Origin of the sequence: Ketobacter alkanivorans, assembly GCF_002863865.1 — a bacterium.
GTDB lineage: Bacteria > Pseudomonadota > Gammaproteobacteria > Pseudomonadales > Ketobacteraceae > Ketobacter > Ketobacter alkanivorans.
In genome coordinates this window covers 154,718-176,092 of sequence record NZ_CP022684.1, presented here as the reverse complement: position 1 = coordinate 176,092, position 21,375 = coordinate 154,718, and the positions used below count along the sequence as shown (strand labels likewise).

The following is a 21,375-nucleotide window of genomic DNA, read 5'->3' as shown; positions in this document are numbered from 1 at the left end:
TAGCATGAAACATACTTATTTAGATGTTCTAATTATTGGCGCAGGCCTGTCGGGCATTGGCGCGGCCTGTCACCTGAAAAAGAAATGCCCGAGTCTGCGTTTCGGTATCATTGAGCGGCGCAAACGTATTGGTGGCACCTGGGACTTATTCCGTTACCCCGGTATCCGTTCGGATTCCGACATGTTTACTTTAGGTTACAACTTTCGACCCTGGACTGACACCAAGATGCTTGCCGACGGCCCTTCTATTCGCAATTACATTGAAGACACAGCAAGCGAATATGGCGTAAAACGTCATATTAACTTCGGTTTGAAAGTGCTTTCGGAATCCTGGAACAGTGAGAAAAACCATTGGATCGTTACTGCCATTGACGAAACAACCGGTGAAGAGCACCAGTTCAACGCTGGCTTTGTACTCAACTGTACCGGCTATTACAAATACGATGCCGGTTACACCCCGGACATTCCGGGTCTCGACAAATTCAAGGGTAAATTGATTCATCCACAACACTGGCCGGAAGACTACGATTACAGTGGTAAACGGGTGGTGGTTATTGGGAGTGGTGCCACTGCCGTGACGCTGGTGCCGGCCATGACAGACAAGGCGTCTCACGTGGTGATGCTGCAACGCTCCCCTACCTACGTCGCCTCCGTACCAGAGCAAGATCTGATTTCCAGAAACCTGCGTCGCATCCTGCCGGAAATGACCGTTTACCGGATGGCTCGGACCCGAAACATCCTACTACAGAGAGCAGTATACCGGCTCTCGCTGGCTAAACCCAAGGCGATGCGCCGCCTACTTTTGGCGGCTGCGCGCCGCCAGTTGGGTCCGGATATCGACATGAAGCATTTCCAGCCCCATTACAATCCCTGGGAGGAGCGTATGTGTGCTGTACCCAAGGGTGATCTCTTCAAAGTAATTCGCGAAGGGAAGGCCTCCGTGGTGACCGATCAAATCGACACTGTGACTGAAACTGGCATCCAACTGAAGTCTGGTGACCATCTTGACGCAGATGTTCTGATCACCGCCACGGGTCTTGATCTACAACTGTTCGGTGGCGCGAAGTTAGAAGTGGATGGACGTGAGGTCAATGTGGCCGACACCATGATGTACAAGGGTCTGATGCTAGAAGGTGTGCCCAATATGGCCCTCGTGTTTGGTTACACTAACTCATCCTGGACATTGAAGGCGGATATCGCCAGTGAATTCGTCTGCCGCCTACTGAATCACATGCGCGGCATCGGCGCCCGAGTGGTCACGCCTGTCGACGAAGAAGGATGCGCTACAGATCTGAACTTTCTTAATCTTCGCTCTGGATACGTTCAGCGTGCCAATGACCGCCTGCCACGCCAAGGCAGCAAGGTTCCCTGGCAAAACCTTGATGATTATTTACGTGACCTGCCCGCATTGCGCTACGGCAACCTGGAGGACGGTCACCTTCATTTTGAGGGAAATACCAAACGCAGGAAAGGTGGTGTACTGAGAGGTCTGCTCAGCGCCTGACCCGTTCAATCGATTGGAGGACACATGAAGAATTTTTACAATAAAGTAGCAGCCATCACCGGGGCTGGATCGGGTATCGGCCAGGCCATCGCCATTGCACTGGCTGAAGAAGGCTGTCACCTAGCACTGGCGGACATCAGTGAGAACGGCCTGCAAGACACTGTCGCCCGCTTGCGCGACTATCCTGTCAAGGTTACCTCCCATGTTGTAGATGTCGGTCGCCGGGAGGCTGTTTATCAGTACGCCGACGACTGCATTAAAGCACACGGCCACGTAAACCTGATCATCAACAATGCTGGCGTCGGCCTTGGTGAAACTGTCGAAGCCATGAGCTACGAAAACTTCGAATGGCTCATGAACATCAACTTCTGGGGCGTGGTGTACGGCACCAAGGCCTTTCTGCCTTATCTAAAGCAATCCGGTGACGGCCACATCGTCAATATCTCCAGTATCTTTGGCATTATCGGTGTGCCTACACAATCTGCCTATAACGCAGCGAAATTCGCTGTCAAAGGCTTTACTGAATCACTACGGGAAGAACTGGATATTGAAGGTAGCAGCGTCAGCGCAACCTGCGTACATCCGGGTGGAGTTAAAACCGCGATTGCTCGCAATAGCCGTATGGGTGATACAGGCAGCTTGACTCTAGGCAGTAAGGAAGAGATCGCAGAGCTTTTCGAGCGCATCGCCCGCACAACGCCGGAACAGGCAGCCAATGCCATATTGCAGGGAGTCCGCAAGAATCAGCGCAGAGTACTCATAGGTGCAGACGCAGTATTACTGGATATCGGTCAGCGCTTAATGCCGACAGGCTACCAGCGGCTACTCGAAACATTTTTCAACAGGCGCGAGGGTAAGGAAAATGCGCTGAGAGAATCGTTATGAAACCAACTGAATTGAACTTTAAAAAGTAGGAGGCAACCAATGACTTCAAAAAACACAGATAAAGTACTGAAAGGTGGTGCGTCAGTGGGCATCCCCCCTCGGCACATGGACTTTCAATTTTCCGAGACGATGCCAAAATACTTCTATGCTAATAACGCTACAGCAACGATATTCTTCGCAATGCTGTCCGCATCCTTTCCACCTGGGGAACGCTTCTTTATGGATTCGGTACGTCATTTTCGTAACCGGGTGACTGACAAGCGACAGCGCGCCGCTATTTCTGGATTTATGGGTCAGGAAGCCATTCACGGTCGTGAGCATGACCGACTCAATGAACTGCTTGCTGAACGAGGCTTTGATATGGAAACCCCGGAGCGCTTCGTGAAGGTCATGCTTAGCGTGCTAACAAAACTTCCTAAGAGCACTCAACTCGCAGCCACCACTTTCATGGAACATTTTACGGCGTTACTCGCGGAGCAGCTGCTAGAGGACGAAGAGTTCCGGAGCCTCGCTGATCCAGAGATGATCAAGATATGGCAATGGCACGCTCTCGAAGAACTCGAACACAAGGCTGTCGCCTACGACGTTTACGAACTGATCGGCAATAGCCATGGTGAGCGAATCGCAGCTGCCGCCGCCTCAGTGGTGGTACTGATACCAATGATGGGTGTCACTTGGGCGTGGATGTTAGCCAAGGACGGAAAACTTGGAGACGTGAAAGACAATGCTGAAGGATTGAAGATGATGTTTGGTCGCAACGGGTTTGTCTCGCGAATCCTTCCTCGCATGCCAGAATTCATTGCTCGGCGCTTCCACCCAGACGATCATGATACCAAAGCGTTAGAGGAGGCTTGGAGGGAACGCCTCTTTGGTGAGGGTGGACAGCTATTTGAGGCATACAAGAACCGCGCTGCATGACGCACCCTGGTCAACTTCCTTTAGCATTATATAGCAGACGATGCGAACCTGACGAACGGCATCGGCAACTTGGATGCCGTTACTTTCTTTATCACGATTCGCGAGTTATCCATGGATAATCCGTTTATCGATACTTTTATTGGCATGTTCCCAGATGTGTTTTTCCAAAAGCTACTTGGTAGTGAAGTTGTCGAAGTCGCCAAAGATAGAGCTGCTCTAAGTCCAGTCAAAACCTTCCCGGAGCGGGGAACTGCTCCGGGCCATTAAAACTATTAGAAACCCAAGACTTCCGGATGAGGCTATGAACAAACTGTTTAAATCTCTTTTAACCCCAATCGCCGCCGGCGCCATGGCGCTGAGCACCACGGCGTTTTCCGCTGACCTACCAAAACGAACCCTGTGTGTGTGGGATATCGTGGGTAAATCAGGCCCCGTTGCCAGCCAGATGGAAGATTACCGTCTGCAGGCCATTAAATGGGGCGTGGACCTGGAAATGAAGGTGTACACGGACGAAAAAATTGCCGCAGAAGACCTGAAATCAGGCGCCTGTGATGCCGCTGGTATCACTGGTCTGCGTGCCCGTGAGTTTAGCAGTTTCACCGGCACCCTGGACTCCATTGGCGCCATTCCCGATGAAGACCACATGAAAGTGGTTCTGCAATATCTGGCAGATCCCAAACTGGCCAAGCTGATGATTTCCGGTGAATATGAAATTGCTGGCATTCTGCCCGGTGGTGCCGCTTACCTGTTCACTAATGACCGTACCATTGACACCGTGGGTGAATTGGCGGGCAAGAAATTTGCTGCCATGGATTTCGACAAGGCTCAAGCCATCATGATTGAATCGGTGGGAGCCTCTCCGGTATCTGTATCCCTGACTAACTTCGGTTCCATGTTCAACAACGGCAGCGTGGACATCATCGGGGCCCCTGCCATTGCCTATGACGCACTGGAACTCTACAAGGGCCTGGGTGATAAAGGCGCGGTGGTGAACTTTGCCATTATTCAGCTGACCGCTCAAATTGTTGCCCGCCATAATCGCTTCCCTGAAGGATTCGGCCAAAGCTCCCGTGGTTATGTCTGGAGCCAGTACGGCAAGGCAATGGATGTGGTGAGCGCTGCGGAAAAAAGCATCAACCCCAGCTACTGGCTGGATCTTCCTGATAAAGACAAGGAAGGTTATATGGAAATGTTCCGCCAGTCCCGCTTAACCCTGCGCGACCAGGGACTATATGACGGGAAAATGCTGTCATTCCTGAGTAAAGTGCGCTGCAAGAAAGATCCAGCACTGGCAGAATGTACTGCTAAAGATCGCGAATAACCGGTTCCGGTATACAAAAAGAAGCAGGCTTGGCTAACCGTCAGCCTGCTTCTTTTTACCCTGTCAACGAGCAGGCACAGGATACAACGCTAGATAGTGTAAAAGTTCGGGAATTCATTGTGTGATCTATGGCACACAATGCCTGACACTCTTATAACTTATAATCTGGACCTTTATTTTTTCGACAGTATTTGTAGTGCTTGTACTGCTGTGATTTAACTTTCTGACTTTTGAGGGATTAGGCTGTTTTCCCTATATTAGCCCCATACTATTGCAGTCTGACAAACCAGCACAGCAATAATCACAACAAGTGTTTAATCACAAAAATTAGATGTGGTGGGAAATGAACATAAACTTTCTGGGACGAAATCCACGTGAGTGGCTGTCCTCATTACCGGTTTTTATCATTCTTCTCGGGGTACTCGTACTCAGCATTGGAGAAAACCTGAATTCGCAACTGAACAAACTGGGCAATCATATCTGGCCCGACTATCACATCCTCCGGCTGGACGTTCCCGTCCCCTCCTGTGATCCCAATATCGATATCGAATCTGAAGTCCAAAAAATCGTCGCCCAGAAAAAAAAGGAAGCCGCTGATGACCCGTTTGGCGGTATGTTCGGATCTGAAGAAGTAAACGAGGGAGCCATCCGGGAATCCCTCGGCAAGCAGGCTGAGTTGTGCCGCATGAAGCATGAAGCCGCGCAAAAGACCATCGAGCTGAAAACACCCAATGTAGAGCGATTTGTTGCAGTGGATATGGCGCTCTCTGCCTTGTCCCAATTCCGCCGCGACAATAACCAGATTTTCCTCGCCATAGTATTCTTTGTCTGTGCCCTCACCGCTGCCCTGACCCATCACCACATCGGTCTGCGGCCCATGCAGACAGTGATGGACTATCGTTTCGGCATTACAGCACAGCTGATAGCCCATGTTTCCTTAACCTACTCCTCCTACAGTTATCTCAACAATGGCTGGGCATCCGGTACTCTGATCCAAAATGAACACGTTCGCTGGTTCTATCTGTTTGGTTTCGGAGCCCTGGCACTGGTATCGCTGTTCCAGCTTTTCACCATTCCGAAGACGGCCAAACCCGGGGGCAGCATCGGCAAAGCCCTGCTTTCGGTCCCGTTGTTCGCCTATATGGCCATCAGCTCTGCCCGTTTCTTCATTTTTGAAACCGGAAACCCGCAGGGCATGGTGCTGTTCGTCGACAAAATTATGGATCAGGCCTCCCTGTTCCTGAACATCGGACTTTATATCTGGGTGGGTATGCTGCTGAAACAAACTTACCTGGGTGAATACATATTCCGCATCTTTAAACCCTGGAAGCTGCCGCCGGAACTGCTGGCATTCGTGGCTGTTGTGATCATGGCGGTACCCACAGCCTACACCGGTGCCTCCGGTATTATCATCATCGCCATGGGTGCAGTGGTGTACGCTGAACTGCGGCGGGTTGGCGCCCGTCGCAATCTGGCCCTGGCTGCCACCGCCATGAGCGGTAGCCTGGGTGTGGTACTGCGCCCCTGTCTGCTGGTGCTCCTGATCGCCATGCTCAATAAGGAAGTCACCACCGACATGATGTACGGCTGGGGCGTAAAGGTGTTTATGCTCACCTCGTTCCTGTTCTTCCTGGTGTCGCTGGTTGCAAAACAGGGGCCCATGAAAATTGCCCCGATTTCGGAAGCCCTGTCCCCCAGTCTGCGTGCATTCCAGCCGCTGGTTCCTTACGTTTTGATTTTTGTGGTTACCGCAGCCGCCTACGCCTTCCTGCTGGATGCCCACCTGGACGAACACACCGCGCCGGTGGTTCTGCCCATGATCATCCTGCTGTTGCTGGTATACGAATTTGTCGTCAAAAACACCAAAAAACTGCTGCCCTGGCTGCTCTTGTTAGTGATACCCACTGCGACCTTTATGTACCAGCAGGATGGACTGATGACGGCCGCGATCCTGCCCCTGCTGCTTCTGCTGGTCCTGGTGCTGGAATCCAAGGTCAAACATTCACCGGATGAAGACAAACATGAAACCTATGAAGGTGAAGAGCGTGCCACCTCACTGGAAAACTCCGTACGTCGCGCCACGACTGATACCACGGTCCATATCGGTGCCTTGCTTTCCATTATGGCGTTAAGCCTGACCGTAGGTGGTGTAATCGAAGATTCCGGTATTTTCGAAGAAGTCGCCGCACAGAGTGATTTCTTCGGCAATATCTGGACGGCCATGATTGCCCTGGTCATTGTCCTGGTCATCATCGGGATGATTATGGATCCCTTTGGCGCCATCGTACTGGTATCCGGCACTGTGGCTCAGGCGGCCTACAGCCAGGGTATCGATCCCCTGCATTTCTGGATGATCACCCTGGTGGCCTTTGAGCTGGGTTACCTCAGCCCGCCGGTGGCCGTGAACCACCTGTTGACGCGGCAAGTGGTGGGCGAAGAGGAAATAGAGAAAGCCAAAGAGGATACCCGCGGCAAGAGTTTCTGGATTCGCCACGAACGCTATGTGCTGCCGCTAACCGTGATGGGTATAGCCCTGGTGCTGGTGGCATTCGGCCCCCTGGTGTACCAACAGTATTTCTGACAACTGATATGGGGGCAACGCGAAACGCGTCCTGCCCTATACTGAGAAGGCGACCCCGGTCGCCTTCTTTTGTTTCAACTGTCCGCTTAATTTTCCAACCCACTATCCGGAGCGAAGTAGATGACTAACCTGGTAGATGAATTGATCAACCTGTTGGACCTGGAAAGCATTGAGCTGAACCTGTTCAGAGGCGTAAGCCGGGATGTGGTCGGCCGCAATGTGTTTGGAGGTCAGGTGATCAGCCAGTCCCTGGTGGCAGCCTATCGAACCCTTGAGGAACAACGTCAGTGTCATTCGCTGCACGCCTATTTCCTGCGCCCCGGCGACATGAACGCGCCCATTGTGTTTGAAGTGGACCGCATTCGAGACGGTGGCAGTTTTACCACCCGGATAATTATGAAACTAAACCTTATCGATTTTGATTGACCATGAAAGAAGCTTGATTGCCTAACTATTATACCGACAGGTTAGGATCTTTTTTTGCAGACGTATCGAGCTAATCTGGCCACAGATCTGAGAAAACTCGACTAATATCATCCAGCATGACTGGTTTCACAAGAAACTCATGCACACCGATGGACTTGAATTGATCCCTGATATCCTGCATTACGTGCGCGGTAAGCGCCACAATCTGTGGAGTTCCACCTGACCTGCCTCCCTGCCTGAGAATTAGTTTGCTGGCCCTTAAACCATCCATAACGGGCATTTCGCAATCCATAAAAATGACATGAAAATGATTCTCTGTTGCCATGTTAACTGCGATTTTTCCATTCCTTGCAATGGCGGGATCAATGCCAAATTTACTCAACATACCTTTGATAACCATTTGATTGACCGGATTGTCTTCCGCCACGAGAACCTGTAGATGACTAAGATCTGGATATTTACGTTCAGCTTCGCTCTGCATCTCAGCTGCACTGCTCTCTGAGAAACTCTTCAGCAGTGCAGCGACATCAAGCACGGATACTGGTTTTTGAGTAGACAGGAAACGACCGGCAATAAGCGATCTCTGATTGGCCAAACTCGCATTAATTCCGGTCAGGTAAACAAACTCAACTACGGGATTGCTGCTTGCAAAATCGGATACCAAATCGGGGTTCAACTCACCGGATTCCATCTGTTTCTGGTCGACAAACACTAATAATGGTTTTGCCCTAAGCTGACTATTTTGCTCCACGTCGAGCGCAAAGCTTGAAAATTTCGGATAGACGGAGCATGAAAAGCCATACCTCGAGGCGGCCTCCTCGAACAATTGTAAGAGTAATGGCTGAGTACTGATCAGGAATGTCGATCTAACCAAGAATCTATCGTCACCCCGTAAACGATCCGCCTTGCTGATATTGGCACCATCAGATTCAGTGTATTGAATGAAAAAATAAAATGTAGATCCTTTTTCGGCTTCGCTTCTGACACCAATTTCACCACCCATGAGATGAGTTAACTGTTTGCAAATACTCAACCCAAGACCGGTTCCTCCAAACTTTCGAGTGGTAGAAGAGTCAGCCTGCTGGAAAGCAGTAAACAGCTTACTTTGATGTTCGGGGCTGATACCTGGCCCGGTATCAACTACTTCAAATAAAATTTGATCTTGATGCTGAGTTTTTTTTACCTGGAGTTTTACATAACCATCCTGAGTAAACTTAGTCGCATTGCTCAGCAAGTTATTAATAATCTGTCGGAGTCGTGTTGGATCACCTATGATTCTTTTCGGCAAGGCAGGGTCGGTGAAAACGGCCAATTCAATTGACTTCTTTTCTGCGTTAACACTGTGTAACGACGTGCATTCATGAACCAGTTTTTCGAGATCAAAAGTAATTAGCTCAAGCTCCATGTGACCGGCAGCAATTTTGGAATAGTCTAGTATGTCATTGATAATGGATAACAGAGCCTGTCCTGAATTGTTGATTATTTCCAGATACTTACTTTGAATGGCACTCAAAGGTGTTGTCCTCAACAACTCAGTCATGCCAATAACTCCGTTCATCGGGGTCCGTATTTCATGGCTCATGGTAGCTAGGAATTGGCTTTTAGACTTGCTTTCCGCTTCCGCATCCATGGCCTTCTGTAAAGCAGCCATTTCTTTCTCATAAGATTCTTCCATCAACAAATGTGTACGCTTCTGCTCACGGTTGATTTCCTCAGCCTGTTCCAGCATTCTCTGTTGAGCCTTCATTTTGTCCTGGCGTTCCCGATTGATGCTTTCAGCCAAAGCAAAGGACAGCAGAATCATTTCTATAATTGATCCCACTTGGGTTGAATATGCAGTAAACGAGCTACGCGGTAACAGTCCTACGTAGTTCATTACAGTTATTAATCCTGCCAGAAGCAATACTGTCCAGGCGAGGCAGAAGTAACGAGCTTGAGCAAAGCCTTTGAACCAGGCCCAGTACCCACTAATTAGAGCTAAAATGCAAACGTAGCAAACCAGCAAACAAACAAGCACCGCCGCAACATGAATGCTGACTGCATAAGGTATAAAGAAAGTCGTCACCATAAGAAGTATTGACGCGTAGACTGCCCAGTTACAGAGCTTATAAAGCCTAGGACTGTGGGAACGGTGATCCAGAAAATGCATTTGAAAAAGCACTATCCCAAACATCATTAACCCGACGAAGAAAGCTCTGCAGACGGAGTTCCACCAGACACTGTCTGGCCACAGATACTGGAACGATAAACCCTCTATGGAAGCCTGAAAAAATGCAAATGCAATTACATAACATACATACCAAAGATAGGCCTGATTGCGAACCGCGAAGAATATAATCAAGTTATAGGCGGCCATTACCATCAATACCCCAAAGTACATTCCATACCAGGCATGCTGGCCTATCTCAGCCTTGTAATAGGCCTCGGGTTTCCAAATCTTAAGCGGAAATTGCATAGCGCTGTCAGTTTTTATACTAAAAAAGTATGTAATTTCCTGATTTGGTGTCAACTTCAAGGGGATAATAAAGGTTCGTTTATCCATAAGGCGACTCCCGAAGGGCTTCAGGTCCCCCAATGATAAAACATGAGAGGTAGCAGCCAGACTCGATTTGTAGACCTCTACACTGTCGAGCAGCGGATAGGTAATTTCGAGCATAACAGGTAGTTCAGAGTGGGTATGGTTGGTTATTGCAACACGGAAGACATAACAATCAGAAGTCAAACCAAAGCTATTAGAATGCCCTTCCATCGTCAACCATTCTGAATCGTCTATTGCAGAATGGGAAGTGCAATCTGGTGGTAAAGTTATATAGTGAACTTCATAGGAGAGCTGCGCAGCACTATAGTTTTCCACAGCGCTAGCTACACTCCACGGCGAGAACAATAATACTATGACAAACATTCTAGATAAGCGGGCTAGAAGTATTGCCAATGAGCAAACGTTAGGAACGACTCGAGTCTTCAGTCACATCAACTCTCTTTGAATTAGATATTATCTTAGTGTAGGCCAGATTCTTTATCGTATCACGCCGATAAAAGTGAGCTGCCAATGAACCAAGCTATTAAATTAGTATAGACCGCAACCATCCGCACGCACAGGCCCAGCAGATTCATAGCCGTAAAAGCCACCCCTCGCTTATCTTTAAGAAACCTGTTAGGGTCGACGGGCGTGTTACCACCTGCATTATGAGCCTTGTGAATCGGCTTATATGGCACTCATCCACACTCGGCGATGAATACCACCCTAAGGAACGAGTACTGAGATGAATGTAGATACCCACAGTTACCTGGCAGGGAGCGACTTCATTGACATCCAGGCCTTTGCCCGAAATCGCGCCGACCAGCTCTACTATGCCGTACGCGATGACATTCGCTATGATCCCTACAAGATCCCGCTTGACCCTACACTCTTCGCGCCAGAGCAACCCTAGTCGGCGGGTAGTGGCTATTGCGTGCCCAAGGCCTGCCCCCTAGCCCGAATATTTCACCAAATCAAGCAAGGACATCAAGATCTCAAGTTGTTGGCTAACATTGCCTAATTTTTTTAGATTGAGCGTATATCATACCGATTTATAAATTTTGGGCGTACTTCCCCTTACCCCATTCATTATTCCGTGCCGGGCCAGCACCCTTTCTTCTATCCACTATTTAAATTGGCCAGCGCTTTCTCAAATTGATCCCTATGCGGATAACGACTCTGCAACATAAAGTTAATTCGTCGAGTGTTCTGCACTACAACGGCTGCGACTTTGAATAACTTAGTTCGGACGGTGTTAACCTGAGCACTACCCAATTCCGTTCCATGCAGTGCCAAACGACGCAGCCTGTAAACCAATGTATAGGCCATAACAGAGAGTAAGAGCCTGAATTGGTTAGGCCACCAGTGGTGACAGGACGTTCGATCAGAAAATAAAAACTGCTGTTCTTTGATCCGATTTCCCATGTCGCCCCGGGCGCAATATCATTTTCTATAAATGGCTTTTGGTGTGTCAGACAGGCTGGTGACGACATAGCGAGGGTTTTCGCCAGGAGCCCGCATGTGGTTTAAGGTTGTTTTGGAACCCATCAAACTACGTGCCCAGTTGTGTTTCAACAACTGCCGTGAACTAACCATGCTAAACTCTGTAGTTCAATTAGCCGCGCGGTAAGGTGCCCGTTTTCTTGCAGCTCAAACGCTGATCATGGTAGACGCAGGACACTGGGTTATCCTACATGAAGCCCATACCTCCCCAATACTGCATACAGGCGTCTGTGACTTCACGCACCAAACGCCCCCCTTTCAACTTCGCCATGGAGGCTTTCAAGGTCACTTCCATGCCATTGATGTAGTCCTCTACCGCCCCATAGGTCAGCGCACGCAGAGCTTCTACTTCGGTTTGCAATCCCGCCAGACGGAAGTGAATTGCCTGCTGATCCAACAGCGGCTTATCAAGTACATGGCGCTCGCGGGTATATTCAAAGGATATTATTGTCACCGCTTACACTGTAAAACGCGGGCGAGAACTCGTTTTTTCAGAAGTGAACATCAGCGAGGAGAATTCTGGGAAACTGCTTACAAACGGCACGATGATTTACCGCATTACCTGAAACCATAATCAATCTAAAAGAAATGCCTTCAATATCACGGTTGCGTCGTATCTGTCTCGGTCTTGTTACACTTTTGATTATCTGAACAGTGACCGATGATCAACTTTGAAGGATACGCCTACCCACACAGGATGTCATTTTGCAATCAGTTCGACGGTATTTGGCCTACTCGCTGAGCTACGGTGATATCGAGGGAATGCTTCGGCATCATTTGATGAATTTATCAGTGTACTTAAAAACTATATGACACATATCAATTAAATGTTCATTGAATTGTGCAAGAGTTTTATTGGTTGGGTGTACATACAAATAATTTCATGCACTTGGTTTTAGCCTTCTACTCAGTAGTCTAGCGGAGAAAACATATGAATATTAAACCGTTGCCGGTGAACAGCAAATTCCATGACAATTTCGACAAATTTGAGCGTGTGTTAAATAGCGCGATTCGTAACTACGACAAAGCTAAGGGTTTGATTGGTATCGGTGGAAGAAAGGGGCGTTATGACGATTATAATTTCGAATTTGTAGGCGGGGCTAATGATAAGCTTCGAATTAAACATTATGACAAGAGTTTGCGTATGCTTTGGAAAGCTGAGCAGCATGCCCCTCATACTGGAACTGATTTTAAAGATTTAACAAAAGATGAAAAAGCGTTTCTAACTCAAGCAAAAGATTCGTTAAGTGTTGCTGAAAAGAAAGAGCTGGACCGCTACTCAACAGAAGAATACAAGGCACTAATAAACGCTCATTACACTCAAGAGCAAAAGCAGGCGATCGTTAATGTCTTGTCACTGATTGCTCATGGCGAAGCGTATGCCTGGATGGTGTCAGCGGAAGTGTTGGTTGATGCGGAGAGCACGGGCGGTAAGGCTGCTGTTACTATGCAAGTTCTTGAGGAGGCGAAACACTTTGTGGTTTTGCGTGAGTTGCTATTGGCTTGGGATTGTGAAGTGCCAAGATTCCTTGTTTGGGAATACTTAGTAATGGAGCGTACGCTAAAGTCCAAGGGGCTCGAAAAGTTCTTTGGCATGAACGTCCTTGTTGAAAATATAGCAATGGGTCTTTTTGGTATGTTTGGAGAGATGCCAGGGCTAGAAATTCTAAAAATGTTCCACTTGGACGAATCCAGGCATTGCGCACTGCCAGTTAATTATTTTGATGAGTTGCCGATGTCCTGGTGGCAAAAATACAGCCCTTATGCTCAGTTGCGCCGATTATCTATGGTGCTTCCTGCTATTCCTTTGTTGGTTTCGATTGAAAAAGACATGGCAGTATTAGGTGTAGATTCTTTAGAGTTTGGAGGATCGTTGGTTCGAAAAGTTTTTCATATGACGGATCGAGTTGGATTTCATATGGTAATTCCTCCCGTCGTATTAACAGAAATGTTAAATGATGCCTTCAACATGTACGCTAAACTTACGCGGAAAGGCCATGATTACATTGATTTTATGAGTTCGGAATCGGTTACTGGTGAAGAGATGGCAAGGATCGAAAAGGAGGTGTTCGATCTTTATAGGGCGGGTAAAAAAGTCACCTCTGAGACTGGTGGAAAAATTCTAAATTGGGGCCGTAAGGTGGCATAATCTAAACTGCTTTATATAAGTCTAATGATCGTTTTTTGTGCCACTCTTTAGAGTGCATTTTCTGAAGCCTCCTTTAGATAAAGGAGGCATTTTTTGTAACAGAAAAACCATAAATGCTAGTTTGGTTGAGCGGAATGCAGCGTCATTTGATTTTATCACCATGTATATGTTGGCAATTACTACAAGTAAGTTAATGAATCTTTCTATCAACAATTCCCATGAACTAACCCTGCTAATAACCCTGTTGCTAAATTAAGCGCGGTAAGGTGCCCATTTTCTTGCAGATAATGCCAAGCATTACCTCGTCGGCACCACCACCAATAGAGCTCAAACGCTGATCACGGTAGGCGCGGGAAACTGGGTTATCCCACATGAAGCCCATACCTCCCCAGTACTGCAGGCAGGCGTCTGTGACTTCACGCACCAAACGCCCCGCTTTCAACTTCGCCATGGAGGCTTTCAAGGTCACTTCCATGCCATTGATGTAGCCCTCTACCGCGTCATAGGTCAACGCACGCAGAGCTTCTACTTCGGTTTGCAACTCCGCCAGACGGAAGTGAATTACCTGCTGATCCAACAGCGGCTTACCAAACGCCTGGCGCTCGCGGGTGTATTCAATAGTGGTGTTAATGCAGTGTTCCATGGACTTCAGTAATCCCGCAGCGCAATACAAACGCTCTTCCTGGAACTGAATCATCTGATAGGTAAAACCCATGCCCTCTTCACCAATCAGGTTCTTCTGTGGGACGCGCACCTCGTCGAAGAAAATCTGTGCAGTATCGGAAGAACGCATGCCCAATTTGTCGAGCTTTTCCGAGAATGAAATACCCGGGGTGTTGGTAGGCACGACGATCAAAGATTTGCTCTTATGAGGCTTGTCACCACCGGTATTGGCCAGCAGGCACAGATAGTCCGCTTGGGTGGCGTTGGTGATCCACATTTTGGTGCCGCTGATGATGTAGTCGTCTCCGTCTTTTACAGCGGTGGTTTTAATATTGGCCACATCAGAACCGGCGTGAGGCTCACTCACAGCAATTGAGCATACTGCATCACCTGCAATGGCTTTTGAAAGAAACTCTTCCTTGATGTAGTTGCTGCCAAACTTGGCCATGGCCGGTGTAGACATATCGGTTTGCACACCGATGGCCATGGAAACACCGCCACTGGCAATGCGACCTAGCTCTTCAGAGAACACAATTTGATAACTGTAGTCCAATCCCATGCCGCCGTACTCGGCTGGCTTGGCGATCCCCAGAAGACCAAGGTCGCCCATTTTTTTGAACAACTTATGAGCTGGGAAGATACCGTCTTTTTCCCATTGATCACAGTAGGGGTTGATTTCTTTATCAATAAACTGGGCAATGGTATTACGTATTGCTTCGTGTTCTTCAGTAAATCTCATAATTATTTTCTCTCGCTTAATAGTCTGTGGCTACCTGCTCTACTTACGGGAAAAAACAATTACTTAAATGTAGGCAGTTTCATTGTCATTGTTGTTATCCTTTATATTTTTGTGTCCGCTTTAGTTATCTGCGTTATTCCGGTGTTCGCGGGAATGAGGGGCCATTTATAAGGCTTTTCGTGATTAAAACCCATACTGACGTGACGCTAGATCACGCATAATTTCTTCCGATCCCCCGCCAATGGCATTGACGCGCACTTCACGGTAAATACGCTCCACGCGATTGCCACGGATATAGGAAATACCCCCCATAATCTGCATGGCCTCACGAGCACAAAATTCCATGGTCTGACTGGCCTGCACCTTACACATTGCGATATCGCCAGCATTGGGCTTACCATCCATCAACTGTTTGGAGCATACTTGGATATAGGCTTGAGTGGCGTTTATGCGTTGTTTCATATCAGCAATTTTGTGACGGATCACCTGATGCTGGGACAAGGTCTTGCCAAAGGTCTTACGCTCCTGGGCCCACTTTACCGCATCTTCGAGACAGACGCGGGCGAAGGCTTCCATGGACACAATCAACTGCATACGTTCCAGATTGAAGTTGCCCATAATGGCTTTAAAACCTTCGTTTTCATTGCCCACCAAGTTGCCTACAGGCACTCGCACATTGTCGAAGTATAAGGTCGCGGTATCGGATGCCCACCAGCCCTGTTTTTTATCCAGCTGCGTGCGGCTAACGCCCTCGGCATCGAGAGGAATCAACAACAGAGAGATACCGCCCAACCCTTCTCCACCGGTACGAACGGCGGTGGAGGCCCAACTGGAGTACATGCCGCCAGTGATAAAGGTTTTGGAGCCGTTAACAATATAGAAATCTCCATCGCACACAGCAGTGGTGATTAATTGCGCCACATCAGAACCTGCACCGGGCTCGGTCACCGCCAAAGAAATACGCTTTTCACCACTGATTACAGCGGGGCCAACCTCTTGCTTAACTTCCTCGGAGGCCAGTTTCAAAATGGTAGGCAGTGAAATACCATGCACGGTGAGAGCGGCACCGACACCACCGGCACCAAGACGCGCCAACTCTTCATAGATGATATTGCCGTGCCATACATCCAACCCTTCAGTCAGGCCGCCGTAGGCCTCGGGATAACCCACGGCAAACATGCCCACTTCAGCAGCCTTGGGGAAGATCTCATCGGGAACCTTATGATCCTCCTCCCATTGATTGGCATAGGGCATCAGCTCGGAATCAATAAACTTACGCAGCTGATCGCGCCAGGCCTCGTGATCTTCGGTCAAATAGGGGTTGGGTAAACGTGCTCCATCGAAATCCAGGGACATACTGACCTCGTTTATTATTTTTCCACCGATAGTAAAAGGAGAGTATTGGTTAAGGGAAATAACCGCAACACCACTACATTAACCGTATACTTAAATAGTAAAGCCACCATGAACTTCCATTACATCGCCGCTTAGATAGCTATTTTCAAATATAGATTCTACCGCTTGAGCAATATTATCTGTGTTACCAATTCGACGTAGTGGAACCATTTTCGCAAAGTCTTCCAGAATATCTGCAGGCATGCTTCTTAATAATTCAGTTTCAATAGTACCCGGTGCAACAGCCATTGAGCGAATATTGTATGGACCAAGTTCTTTCGCCCAAACACGACTCATGGAAACAATGCCAGCTTTGGCTGCAGAATAATTTGTTTGACCAAAATTACCGCGATAAGCGATAGATGACATGCTAACAATACAGCCTTCCTTTACACCTAGTTCAACCATGTGTGCAGCCGCTTCGCGGGCACATAAGAAAGCGCCTTTCATATGCACATCTACAACAAGTTCAAAATGGTAAGCACTCATCTTTTTAACCACTTTGCCTTCTTTAACTTTGATCAACTGAGCGTCACGAAGAATACCTGCATTATTCACTAGGCCTTCAATGGAACCAAAATCCGCAACGATTCGACTAAAAGTGGACTCTACTTGTTCCTCGTCAGCGACATTACATTGATATCCACGGGCTTCGCTGCCCTCTGCCTCCACTAATGCCTTCGTTTTAGCCAAAGCATCTTGATCCAAATCTAGGATAGCAATCTTGGCACCCTTCTTAGCCAAACCCACTGCTATTGCCTGGCCAATGCCGCGACCACCACCTGTAATTGCCACTATCTTACCGTTTAATTCCATAATATACCTTTGATTTGAATTGCCAATAAACGCGTCACCGATATTCAATTATCTAATCACGAATTGTCCCGAAGAATAAAACCAGCCGCTTTCTCGCCAATCACCATAGTAGGCGCGTTCGTATTACCACTGATTAATAACGGCATGACGGATGCGTCGGCAACACGCAAAGCAGATAAGCCTCTGACCCTTAACCGGCTATCTACTACTGACAGATTATCCTTTCCCATACGGCAGGTGCCCACCGGATGATAGATGGATTCAGCACGCTGACGTATATCAGCGTCTATCTGGGCATCAGTGACGACATCGCTAGCCGGCAGATCATCGCCTCCATAAGCTCTAGCGAAAGCTTTGGTGTGGAATACCCGGCGAGCCAACTTGACACCCTCACGCAGAATTCGGAGATCATCATCGTCGGACAGATAACAGGGATTGATTAGTGGTGCGCTACCAGGATCGTTATCGATCAGACGAATCCATCCCCGGCTTTTGGGTCGCAACTGGCAGACGTGGATAGTGCAACCAAAGCCTGGGGTCAACTTTCTACCGTGATCACGTAAAAACGTAGGCAGAAAATGCAACTGTACATCCGGACAAGAGCCGCCACCCACATTGACAAACGCCCCCGCTTCCGCTGCATTGCTGGCAAGAAACCCGCGCCGATAGCGGAAGTAATCGTAGAACGCACGCAGCAAACGCGGTACGAAGTAAGGGGAAAAGCCAATCGACTGCCGGCTGCGATCATGAATCGATATAGTCATGTCGAGATGATCCTGAAGATTGCGACCCACTTCAGGAGAATGAACTAGACAATCAATACCAACACTTTGTAGATGGTCACGATCACCAATACCAGAAAGCATTAGCAACTGAGGGGAGTTGATAGCGCCCCCTGCAAGGACAACCTCACACTTCGCCCGAAGTATGTGCGAAGTACCCGCCGCATCAATATATTCGACCCCCACCGCACGCTCTTTCTCGATTAAAACTCGGGAGACCACCGCATCGGTCAGAATGTTCAGATTCTTTCGTTCCTTCGCCGGATCAAGAAACGCCCGTGCCGCGCTCCAGCGTTGACCGTCTTTTTGCGTCACTTGGAAACGACCAAAACCGCGCTGGGTTTCGCCGTTGAAATCATCGTTACGTTGTTCGCCCAGCTCTTGGCCGGCACGAATAAACAGCTCAGTCAGCGGGTTCGGATCTCTGACGCGGGTGACATTCAGCGGCCCTCCGTTACCATGCCATGTGTCAAACAAGTATTCCTCATTATGCTCATGAGCATTGAAGAGCGGTCGCACATCGTCCCAACCCCAACCTTTCAAACCTAAATCGCGCCAGGCATCGTAATCCTGAGGTTGACCACGAATGTAAACCATAGCATTGATCGAGCTACTCCCACCAAGGGTTTTTCCGCGAGGCCAATAAAGTTGCCTGTTATCAAGCGATTTCTGCGCTACAGTATTATAACCCCAGTTGCGCTTTCCCTCCTTGATCAGTCCGATGACTCCGAATGGCACGTTCACGAACCCGCTATTGTCATGCGGACCTGCTTCCAGCACGCAAACCGAGAACTCCCCCGACTCACTCAATCTATTGGCTAAGACACAGCCGGCGGACCCCGCTCCGACGACGATAAAGTCATAATCATCCACGACCATTCACCTCGCTCAAGGAGGCCAAACGATCAAGGTGATAGTCACGATGACCATGAGTCAAGGAACAGTGGGTCATAAGACGAAAGTAGTGGCCTATGTCCAGCTCTTCGGTGACGCCAATACCACCGTGAATCTGGATGGCTTGCTGAGCGATCTTTACCGCCTTGTCGGCATAGTAGGCCTTCGCCGCCGAGCACGCACGATCTCGTTCTTGCGCATTTCCTAGCTCGGCTTTCACTGAGACCATGAATAACATTGACTCCAATTGCTGGAGGTCAGTAAACATATCCACAAGATAGTGTTGAATAACTTGAAAACTACCTATGGCTGAGCCGAATTGCTTACGCGTCTTTGCATATTCAAGGGTGCGCAGATAAAGCGCATTCGCAGCGCCATACATCCGCGCACAATCAAGGGCCTGAAGCCAGGCAACAACTTGGCTGATAACACGGCTAGTCTCCGCGCCACGCGAGAGAATCATTCCGTCCTCAATCACGATATCATGAAACACCAGATCTGCGTATCGACTACCGTCCAGCGCCCGATAACGCGTGATCTCGCAGCTTTCAAGCGGCACGACGAGCAATACTAACTCTTCTCCGAGCCTCGCCGTCACTAGAACCTTGCTCGCGCAGCCGCCATCCGGAACAAAACTCTTCTGGCCTGACAGCTTACCTTCTCTGATGGACGAAGTCGGTTTATGAACGTTGTAACCGGCATGACAATCATAGAATGCACACGCCACCTTTTCATTGTTTTCGACGATGGATTGCAATAGCCCGATCGCGCGCTCGGATCCAATATATTCGAGCAATTTTCCTGGGGCGACCACCAAATCAACATAAGGATCCAGACACAAGGCCGCTCCAAGCTCCCTGACAATCATCGCAACATCAATCAGCTCGCCACCGTAGCCTCCGACGGTCTCGGGAAACGGGAGACCCAACCACCCAAGCTCCATCATTAGCCCCCATCGTGCCGGATCACAATGACTGGTCTGGTTTAGCTGTTCATTATAAGTGACAAAACCATAGTGATCCTTGAGATAGCGCCGCGCTGTATCCGCAACCATTGTCGTGTTTTCAGAAAGATTGAATTCCATTATCGCCCCTTATAATCCCAGCAGCATTTTGGCAAGCACATTCTTTTGAATCTCATTTGAGCCGCCATAGATCGTGCAAGCACGTAAAAAATTGTAACGCCGGGGAGCATTATTGAAGCTTTCGTTACCCACTACCGAAGGGCTATCCCAGGCAAGCGACATCAACCCCCCAATCTCAACCATGGCTTGAGACATCTTTTGCTGCAGTTCCGTACCTTTGATTTTCAACCCGGAGGACTCCGGTCCGAAGGGTTTACCCTCGTCTGTGGCTGCAACGGTTCTAAAGTTGGTATACTCCAGCGCCATCAATTCGACTTCGAGTTCGGCCATACGCCGCCTTGCCGATGGCTTGTCGGTATAATAGGGTACATCTTCAATCGCCTGCTTCATCCGTGCCAGCGCATAATAGCTGTCGGCCACGCCAGCTATCGTGGTACGCTCATGTGTCAGTAGAAACTTGGCTATGGTCCAGCCCATACCCTCCTGGCCAACCAGATTTTCCAGAGGTACCTCGACATCGGTGAAATATACTTCGTTGAGATGATGGTGCCCATCAATGGAATAAATGGGGCGAATTTCGATGCCCGGTGTCTTCATGTCAATAAGCAGAAAAGAGATGCCCTGTTGCTTCTTTGCCTCGGGGTCGGTTCTGACGAGACAGAACATCATGTCTGCCCAATGCGCTTGCGTGGTCCAGATCTTCTGTCCATTGACCAGATAGTGATCCTGTTTGCGTTCAGCGCGGGTTTTAAGCGACGCGAGATCCGACCCGGCATTGGGCTCAGAATATCCCTGACACCAGAGAGTCTCGCCGCTGGTAATCCCAGGCAGCCATCTCTCCTTCTGTTCCGGCGAGCCGAATGTATAAATAACTGGGCCTACCATGGCGACACCGAAGGGGCTGGTTGGCGGCGCTCCGGCCATCGCCCTTTCGATATCGAAGATATAGCGCTGCGTCGCCGTCCAGCCTGGCCCACCGTACTGTTCTGGCCAAGTTAGCGCCAGCCAGCCCTGTTTACCCAAACACCTCTCCCACTGTTGCTGCTGCGACTTGGTTGGCATATTGCCAAGTGCTGACACGCGCTCAAGCGCTTCAGGTACGTTTTCCCGCATCCATGCGCGTATGGACTTTTGAAAATCCAACTCTTCCTGTGTAAATTCAAGATTCATGGTTTATTCCGTGCTAGTAATTGATCT

Annotated in this window: 15 protein-coding genes and 3 pseudogenes; 9 read left to right on the top strand and 9 right to left on the bottom strand. The window is 48.9% G+C overall.

Annotated features, from left to right (window positions below; translation table 11 throughout):
- Positions 1 to 4: 4 nt before the first annotated feature.
- The 7 genes and pseudogenes from Kalk_RS00770 to Kalk_RS00740 all read left to right on the top strand — a co-directional run.
- Complete coding sequence (locus Kalk_RS00770; RefSeq protein WP_101892400.1) at positions 5 to 1,504, top strand: flavin-containing monooxygenase; 1,500 nt, start codon at positions 5 to 7, stop codon at positions 1,502 to 1,504.
- Positions 1,505 to 1,528: 24 nt separating this feature from the next.
- Positions 1,529 to 2,389, top strand: coding sequence for an SDR family NAD(P)-dependent oxidoreductase (locus Kalk_RS00765; protein ID WP_101892399.1), 861 nt, complete (start codon positions 1,529 to 1,531; stop codon positions 2,387 to 2,389).
- A gap of 39 nt (positions 2,390 to 2,428) precedes the next feature.
- Positions 2,429 to 3,307 (top strand): metal-dependent hydrolase, encoded by an 879-nt coding sequence (locus Kalk_RS00760; protein WP_101892398.1) that lies wholly within the window; start codon positions 2,429 to 2,431, stop codon positions 3,305 to 3,307.
- 111 nt (positions 3,308 to 3,418) lie between these two features.
- A complete protein-coding gene (locus tag Kalk_RS00755; protein WP_158643247.1) occupies positions 3,419 to 3,574 on the top strand; it encodes a hypothetical protein in 156 nt (51 codons plus the stop codon).
- 34 nt (positions 3,575 to 3,608) lie between these two features.
- Positions 3,609 to 4,628: a putative solute-binding protein gene (locus tag Kalk_RS00750; RefSeq protein WP_101892396.1), complete on the top strand. Its 1,020-nt coding sequence runs from the start codon at positions 3,609 to 3,611 to the stop codon at positions 4,626 to 4,628.
- A gap of 343 nt (positions 4,629 to 4,971) precedes the next feature.
- Positions 4,972 to 7,209, top strand: coding sequence for a TRAP transporter large permease subunit (locus Kalk_RS00745; RefSeq protein WP_158643246.1), 2,238 nt, complete (start codon positions 4,972 to 4,974; stop codon positions 7,207 to 7,209).
- A 120-nt stretch (positions 7,210 to 7,329) separates the two neighbouring features.
- Positions 7,330 to 7,599 (top strand): annotated as a pseudogene (locus tag Kalk_RS00740) (acyl-CoA thioesterase); the annotation flags it as partial.
- A gap of 106 nt (positions 7,600 to 7,705) precedes the next feature.
- Here Kalk_RS00740 and Kalk_RS00735 read toward each other — a convergent pair.
- Positions 7,706 to 10,489, bottom strand: a complete 2,784-nt coding sequence (locus Kalk_RS00735; protein ID WP_158643245.1) for a hybrid sensor histidine kinase/response regulator — start codon at positions 10,487 to 10,489, stop codon at positions 7,706 to 7,708.
- A gap of 409 nt (positions 10,490 to 10,898) precedes the next feature.
- Between Kalk_RS00735 and Kalk_RS21150 the strand changes: the two genes are divergently transcribed.
- Positions 10,899 to 11,066: a hypothetical protein gene (locus Kalk_RS21150; RefSeq protein ID WP_156873100.1), complete on the top strand. Its 168-nt coding sequence runs from the start codon at positions 10,899 to 10,901 to the stop codon at positions 11,064 to 11,066.
- Between the two features lie 206 nt (positions 11,067 to 11,272).
- Here Kalk_RS21150 and Kalk_RS21730 read toward each other — a convergent pair.
- Positions 11,273 to 11,584: pseudogene (locus Kalk_RS21730) on the bottom strand (transposase); the annotation flags it as partial.
- 184 nt (positions 11,585 to 11,768) lie between these two features.
- A pseudogene (locus tag Kalk_RS00725) lies at positions 11,769 to 12,098 on the bottom strand (acyl-CoA dehydrogenase family protein); the annotation flags it as partial.
- Positions 12,099 to 12,587: 489 nt separating this feature from the next.
- On the opposite strand from Kalk_RS00725, the gene Kalk_RS00720 reads away from it, so the two are divergent.
- The gene (locus tag Kalk_RS00720) at positions 12,588 to 13,805 is read left to right on the top strand and encodes a hypothetical protein (RefSeq protein ID WP_101892391.1); all 1,218 of its coding nucleotides are present in this window, start codon (positions 12,588 to 12,590) and stop codon (positions 13,803 to 13,805) included.
- Between the two features lie 247 nt (positions 13,806 to 14,052).
- Here Kalk_RS00720 and Kalk_RS00715 read toward each other — a convergent pair whose 3' ends face one another.
- The 6 genes from Kalk_RS00715 to Kalk_RS00690 form a co-directional block, all read right to left on the bottom strand.
- On the bottom strand, positions 14,053 to 15,207 hold the full coding sequence (locus Kalk_RS00715) for an acyl-CoA dehydrogenase family protein (RefSeq protein ID WP_101892390.1): 1,155 nt from the start codon (positions 15,205 to 15,207) through the stop codon (positions 14,053 to 14,055).
- A gap of 183 nt (positions 15,208 to 15,390) precedes the next feature.
- Positions 15,391 to 16,563, bottom strand: coding sequence for an acyl-CoA dehydrogenase family protein (locus Kalk_RS00710; RefSeq protein WP_101892389.1), 1,173 nt, complete (start codon positions 16,561 to 16,563; stop codon positions 15,391 to 15,393).
- Positions 16,564 to 16,653: 90 nt separating this feature from the next.
- Positions 16,654 to 17,466, bottom strand: coding sequence for an SDR family oxidoreductase (locus Kalk_RS00705; protein WP_324773231.1), 813 nt, complete (start codon positions 17,464 to 17,466; stop codon positions 16,654 to 16,656).
- A gap of 8 nt (positions 17,467 to 17,474) precedes the next feature.
- Entirely contained in the window at positions 17,475 to 19,079 is a 1,605-nt protein-coding gene (locus tag Kalk_RS00700; RefSeq protein WP_324773228.1) for a GMC family oxidoreductase, read from the bottom strand.
- Entirely contained in the window at positions 19,066 to 20,178 is a 1,113-nt protein-coding gene (locus Kalk_RS00695) for an acyl-CoA dehydrogenase family protein (protein ID WP_101892386.1), read from the bottom strand. The genes Kalk_RS00700 and Kalk_RS00695 overlap by 14 nt, the downstream gene beginning before the upstream one ends.
- A 9-nt stretch (positions 20,179 to 20,187) precedes the next feature.
- The gene (locus Kalk_RS00690) at positions 20,188 to 21,348 is read right to left on the bottom strand and encodes an acyl-CoA dehydrogenase family protein (protein WP_101892385.1); all 1,161 of its coding nucleotides are present in this window, start codon (positions 21,346 to 21,348) and stop codon (positions 20,188 to 20,190) included.
- Positions 21,349 to 21,375 lie beyond the last annotated feature (27 nt).